The 5,613-nt window shown below is 41.9% G+C and carries 8 protein-coding genes and 1 pseudogene; 5 read left to right on the forward strand and 4 right to left on the reverse strand.

What is annotated here, in order from left to right; translation table 11 throughout:
• The 4 genes and pseudogenes from CHB62_RS15025 to CHB62_RS14170 all read left to right on the forward strand — a co-directional run.
• Positions 1-1,182, forward strand: a 1,182-nt coding sequence (locus CHB62_RS15025) for an N-acetylmuramidase domain-containing protein (RefSeq protein WP_176414886.1), incomplete at its 5' end; no start/stop codon positions are given.
• A gap of 121 nt (positions 1,183-1,303) precedes the next feature.
• Positions 1,304-1,969, forward strand: a complete 666-nt coding sequence (locus CHB62_RS14165; protein WP_234397520.1) for a hypothetical protein — start codon at positions 1,304-1,306, stop codon at positions 1,967-1,969.
• Positions 1,970-2,195: 226 nt separating this feature from the next.
• Positions 2,196-2,426, forward strand: a complete 231-nt coding sequence (locus CHB62_RS15575) for a hypothetical protein (RefSeq protein WP_167386049.1) — start codon at positions 2,196-2,198, stop codon at positions 2,424-2,426.
• 98 nt (positions 2,427-2,524) lie between these two features.
• Positions 2,525-3,335: pseudogene (locus tag CHB62_RS14170) on the forward strand (RHS repeat-associated core domain-containing protein); the annotation flags it as partial.
• A gap of 55 nt (positions 3,336-3,390) precedes the next feature.
• Here CHB62_RS14170 and CHB62_RS14175 read toward each other — a convergent pair.
• The 3 genes from CHB62_RS14175 to CHB62_RS14185 all read right to left on the reverse strand — a co-directional run bounded on the left by CHB62_RS14175 (position 3,391) and on the right by CHB62_RS14185 (position 4,737).
• Entirely contained in the window at positions 3,391-3,807 is a 417-nt protein-coding gene (locus tag CHB62_RS14175; RefSeq protein WP_021672388.1) for a plasmid mobilization protein, read from the reverse strand.
• Between the two features lie 345 nt (positions 3,808-4,152).
• Positions 4,153-4,464 carry a helix-turn-helix domain-containing protein gene (locus CHB62_RS14180; RefSeq protein ID WP_018362619.1) on the reverse strand — a complete coding sequence of 104 codons (312 nt, stop codon included), beginning with the start codon at positions 4,462-4,464 and terminating at the stop codon, positions 4,153-4,155.
• A gap of 3 nt (positions 4,465-4,467) precedes the next feature.
• The gene (locus CHB62_RS14185) at positions 4,468-4,737 is read right to left on the reverse strand and encodes a helix-turn-helix domain-containing protein (protein ID WP_036885596.1); all 270 of its coding nucleotides are present in this window, start codon (positions 4,735-4,737) and stop codon (positions 4,468-4,470) included.
• A gap of 353 nt (positions 4,738-5,090) precedes the next feature.
• Between CHB62_RS14185 and CHB62_RS14770 the strand changes: the two genes are divergently transcribed.
• Positions 5,091-5,357 (forward strand): hypothetical protein, encoded by a 267-nt coding sequence (locus CHB62_RS14770; RefSeq protein WP_141240449.1) that lies wholly within the window; start codon positions 5,091-5,093, stop codon positions 5,355-5,357.
• A gap of 60 nt (positions 5,358-5,417) precedes the next feature.
• Here the strand turns inward: CHB62_RS14770 and CHB62_RS14190 are convergent.
• Positions 5,418-5,613, reverse strand: a 196-nt coding sequence (locus CHB62_RS14190) for a DUF1896 family protein (RefSeq protein ID WP_141240450.1), incomplete at its 5' end; no start/stop codon positions are given.

Genomic DNA, 5,613 nt, shown 5'->3' on the forward strand with positions numbered 1-5,613 from the left:
CCAGAGAACACGGGTGTAGGGTATAATGCCGTCCTCACCGAACTCGGCAACCATGATGTGCCACAGGGTTGGATTCAGACTCCACATCCTAACACGACACCTGGCACCAACCCCGGTCCACCTGTAAGCTGGAATGACCCAAGCAACCCTGATGACCCACAGGCTGGTTATGGCTATATTCCAAATGACACAACACGTGAGGAAACCTTCTTCTATCACAGTGATCACCTTGGCAGTACGTCTTACATCACGGACGACCACGCCAACATCACCCAGTATGATGCCTACTTGCCATACGGGGAACTCCTCGTTGATGAACACAGCAGCAGTGAAGACCTACCGTACAAGTTCAACGGTAAACATTTCGATGAAGAGACAGGTTTGTACTATTATGGTGCAAGGTACATGAACCCAGTAACGAGTTTGTGGTATGGGGTGGACAAACTAACAGAGAAATATCCAACAGTATGTGGTTATGTATATACGCTCGATAACCCTGTGAAATTTATAGATGAGGTTGGTTACAAGCCATCTCTTTCAGCCTTGAGAAAGGCTGCTAAAAAATTAGGTGTAGAGTTATCTGTCATTAGGGCTGTATTTCAGACGGAGACAGGAGGTCAAACTTATACAAAGGATGGTCGTATAAAGATTTTGTATGAGCGCCATTATTTTAGTAAATTTACACATGGTAAATATAATAAAGATAGAGATATATCAGCACCTACTCCCTTTAAAGGGAAAACTCATAAGGAGAAAGGCAAAGAAGTGGCAACTCCTGAAATTGATCAATATGGCAATCCTTCTAACCAATATCGTCGGTTTGAGAAGGCTAAAAAACTGGATGAGGAAGCAGCGTATTCCTCAATATCTTATGGGAGTTTTCAAATTATGGGGAGCAACTATAAGGATGCAGGTTATAAATCTGCTAAGGAATTTGGTGACGCTATGTTTAGTGCTGACGAGGATAAAATGCTCGATGCATTTACAAATTATATTTCTGCTAATCATGCAATGCGAAAAGCTTTGCTAAATCATGATTGGGCTACATTTGCACGTCTCTATAATGGTCCTAGTTATAAAGATAACAAATATGATACCAAAATGGCTGAAAATTATAAGATCTTTTCAGCGGATCCATTTAAGGGATACAAAGAATCTAAAATTAAAATACCCTCAAGATAATTTAAACTAAATAATAAAGAAGAGTATGAAATTAATAAAAACGTATATTCTCATCCTAATGATTTTATCTATAGGAACATTCTTGTATTGCAAAGGTAAAAGTCTAAACACAAAAAGCAATATGAGTCAAGTTTATATTGCTACAGTTAACACTGCTTCAATTGACAATAATAAAATAACTTTACCAGAACAAATTAAACTGTATTTAAATGATAGTAGAAAGAGTAATTTAAGAAACTCTTTTGTAAAAATAGATACAATTATCTCAGGAGAGAATACTTTCTTACATATAAGAAAAGATGGAGGAATTCTATTTAATAAATTAAATCACATATCACTTATGTGTGATAAAATGTACAAGAGTTATTCAAATCACTCTTTTATCGAGGACATAGAACTATTTTCATATAGGAAGGACAATTTCGTAAGTTTTCTGTATTCCGTTATAGACGAAGGGTTTCATAGGGGCTACAGTGAGAAGCCTTTTACTTTTATTGTTAGGAAAGGCAATGTATATCAGGTTAACCTTATAACTACACCTATGGTACAGAAAGTCATAAATAAAAAGGTACTGAGCTTTCCTAAATCTCTTCGTTCTAGATTCGAAATGAAAGAGTTTTATGGCTTCTGCCTTATTTCTGGTAATATTTGTATTCGGCCGATAGCTTACTCTGCACTCGATGATGATGGTGGAGATTGGATCAAAATCCCTTATTCAAATGAGATTAAATTTTCATTAGTTAAATGTGACCAGATTTTAAAAGAAATATCAGATTTAACTAATTGATATAAGGTTCAATGAGGTAAGATATTGGATAGATGAAGAGTTTTGATACTTATTAATAGTGAAAGTGGTGACGGAAATTGATACCTTTTTCTTTATGCAAGGGTATTGGAATTCAAAGAGGGCTTATGGTAATTTTGAAATGTGGAAAAGATTCGGATGTAATATCATTAATGTTAAATGAGTATATGGTTCAAAGAGAATATAAGATTATCGTAAGGAATAGAAAATGATATCGGTCCATTCACAGGATGGCAATATCGGCACCTACAACACCGCCACGGGCGACCTACAGGTCAAGACCGAATATGACACCCACGACCGCACCGTCAGCGTCACCCTTGCTGACGCCAGCACCACCAGGAGTGCCTACACCATCGGCAGCCTCGACGGTGTTCCGATGCTGGAGACGAAGGTGACGGATGTCCCCGACAGGACGATGGTGAGAACATTACCTTGAGATATGTCTACAATCCCGTGAACGAGGTGACGACGGTTACGCACCTTAACGGCAGGGAGACCAGATACGAATATGACCAGCTGGGACGCAAGCTGATGGTGAGCCACCCCGACGCGGGCGAGACAGACATGTCCAACGACTCGACCAATGCTACCCGTGAGATGTACTGGGGTGAGGACAACCGCCTGATGATACTCTCTGACAATGGCAAGACGAGTCGATATACTTACAATGCTGCTGGTGAACGTATCATGAAGAGTTATGGCACAATGGAGGGTGTGTACATCAATGGTGCGCCACAAGGTATCACGTTCCATGAGACAGATAACTTCACGCTTTATCCTGCAAGTATCCTCTCTGTTAACAAGAACCGCTTTACGAAGCATTACTTTATTGGGACAAACGAATCGCTTCAAGGATAGGTACGGGTATGTTCAACAACGTCTATGGACGTAACGGCTCATACGTAACGGCTGGTCAGCAGGACTATGCTGAGCGCATGAATCAGATACAAACACAGAAGGAGGCATACTATAAAAAGGTGGGTGTAGCCCCTGGTGTACCGACAGAGAAGGGGGCGTATGGTGATCCGGAGAACACGGGTGTTGGTTATAATGCCATCCTTACCGAACTCGGCAATCATGATGTGCCACAGGGTTGGATTCAGACTCCACGCCCTAACACCACACCGAATACTAACCCCAGTCCACCTGTAAGCTGGAATGACCCGAGCAACCCTGATGACCCGCAGGCTGGTTATGGTTATATTCCAAACGACACCACAAAGGAAGAAACCTTCTTCTATCACAGTGCCACCTCGGTAGTACATCTTACATCACAGATGATCATGCCAACATCACTCAGTATGATGCTTACCTGCCGTATGGCGAACTATTAGTTGATGAGCACATTACAACTCTAATCGTATTATCAGAAGTGGTAAAAGTAGTACAGAGAAACAGCGCTATCGATGTAAGTCAAGAGATTTTGTCAGTTGCACTACTTGATGTTGGAATCTGATGAGAAGTTGAGAATAAGTTTCGAGTTTATCCAGTATTCGTTGAGCAGTGGCGACAGAATGATAAGTATTGAGGGCTTTCACGGCTTCGTTGTATAGCACGCCTATCTTATGAGTCATGGAGACGATTTCGGAGAGTTTCTCCAAGTAAGGTTCTTTGGCAGGGTCTTGGATGATGACCTTAAAGGCTCCACCTAAAAGTCTTGCTCGGACAAAATCACTTTTCGTTTTTGCTCCCGACTTGCGGTAGAGTCTGATAAGCTTCTGCTGGTCTTCAGAATTAGGTATCCTGATGTGCCATCTGTCCCATCTTGGGCAGGTGGCACATCTGCCGTCTGGCTTCTTTTGTTTCTGCTTTTTCATTGCTTTCTAATCACGACTTTGGAGTGATTTAATCCCCTTTCGAGGCAAGGGTCTTTGTGGTACAAATGGCAATTTGTGGTACAAAGACACACCTTGCCAGTATAAAGAAAGAGATAGTTTGTTATGTTCCATAAAGTAACCTTTCTGGGGTGCTTTTGATAGACGAGAGTTCAAAGTTCAAGAAGTAAGTCAAGAGATAAGTTTAGACTAATTTCTTGACTTACTGACTTTATGAGCTGACATATTTTTGACTAAAGTTAATTTTGACTTAGGTCGAAACTAATTTCTTGACCAAAGTCATAACTGACCATTTGACTTAAGTCGCGACTGAGTTCTTAACTTAACTCATAACTTACCTGTTTGCGGTATTGGATTATAATGCCTTTCAAGCATAGCTTGTATGTCGCTCTGCCTGTAGAGTATCTTTCCTCCGATTTTGAAATAGGCAATCGTGCCATTGTCCCGATAGTCCTGAAGTGTGCGAGGACTCAACCGTAAAAGTTTGCACACCTCCTCGCCTGTCAGGTAAACCTCTCCACCCAACATCGGACGGGCAGTAGCGCAATACCGCTCCAATTTCTTCAATATTCCTTCCATCAGTTGTGAAAACAACTGCATCTGAGGGTCTTGCTGTGTAATGATTTCGTTCTCTGTCATAGTTCATTCACTTTTTGCGTTCAGTAATTCCGTGATGTCGCTTTCTTTGTAATAGCACTTATGTCCAATCATAGAGAAAGGGATTTTCCCCGTATCTCTGTATGATTGCAGGGTACGTTTGCTGATGCCCAAACGCTTGCACACGGCTTCGTTGTCAAGCCATTCGTCCTTTTCGGGCGGATTGCCGATGAGTTGTTCGATACTGTGGATAAAGTCTGCAAATTCGGAGCAGTGCCGCTCCCACGCTTTGCGGTCGATGATAATGAGTTTCATTGCTTTCTTTTTGTTTTGATTACTTTATTGTTACTCGGCAAACAAACTGTTATGCAGTCCATTGCCGTACTTATCGAGTGCAAAAGTAAACCCTCGGAAGCACCGCTGCAAGAAATGAGGAAAAGCAGGGAAATAGAGAGAAAACAAGAGAAAAGACCAAAGGAGAACCATCTGTGTTATTGCGGTAATGAGATGAGGTGCCGGCTCGTTCCTTTTATCACATAGCAATTATTCTTTCAACAGTTCGATAGTTCGACAAATCGATATGTAGAACTATCGATAGATAGTTTTATCGATAGATTATTTTGACGATATATAGTTTTGACAACAGATAGTTTTGACAACAGATAGTCATGACAACAAATTGTACAAACAACAGATTGTCCGTATTATCGTCAGTCCTATCTGTTGTTGGTTGTTACGCCTTGCGTCCAAAGAGCCTGAGTATGCCGTATTCTTGTCGTGCCTATCTCTCTACGGCAGCCCTGCCCTGCAAGGTTGGGAGAGATGAATACGACCGCACGGATATTGAGAATTGTAGTACCGCCTTGAAAAAGAAAAATCCTGCGGTGGAGATTCTTCTCTCCATCCGCAGGACTCGACCTTGTCAGGGCAGATAGGCTGCCGTTGTACCTTTGCACGATAAGAAACGGCTTCAGGGGCTTTGCGTCTGCTTTTGCCTACAACGCCTTTGGGCTTGCTTCCTCCGCCAGTTTGACCGTTGGCAGGTTGTTGCTCTCGATGAGCAGCACTATCGTGCCTGTCAGTTCGGTGTAAAGACGGTCGTATTGTCCGCTTGCGGCAAATGCGTCCGTCAGTTCGTACCCAGCGAATGTGGCTTGAACAGCCTTGTTCGCCAACAATAAAAGTGAAAGC

The organism is Prevotella jejuni (assembly GCF_900187995.1).
GTDB lineage: Bacteria > Bacteroidota > Bacteroidia > Bacteroidales > Bacteroidaceae > Prevotella > Prevotella jejuni.

Coding starts and splice junctions, on each gene's coding strand:
- CHB62_RS14165 (WP_234397520.1), top strand. CDS start 1,304: ATGAGTCAAGTTTATATTGCTACAGTTAACACTGCTTCAATTGACAAT.
- CHB62_RS15575 (WP_167386049.1), top strand. CDS start 2,196: ATGATATCGGTCCATTCACAGGATGGCAATATCGGCACCTACAACACC.
- CHB62_RS14185 (WP_036885596.1), bottom strand. CDS start 4,737: ATGAAACTCATTATCATCGACCGCAAAGCGTGGGAGCGGCACTGCTCC.
- CHB62_RS14175 (WP_021672388.1), bottom strand. CDS start 3,807: ATGAAAAAGCAGAAACAAAAGAAGCCAGACGGCAGATGTGCCACCTGC.
- CHB62_RS14770 (WP_141240449.1), top strand. CDS start 5,091: ATGACAACAAATTGTACAAACAACAGATTGTCCGTATTATCGTCAGTC.
- CHB62_RS14180 (WP_018362619.1), bottom strand. CDS start 4,464: ATGACAGAGAACGAAATCATTACACAGCAAGACCCTCAGATGCAGTTG.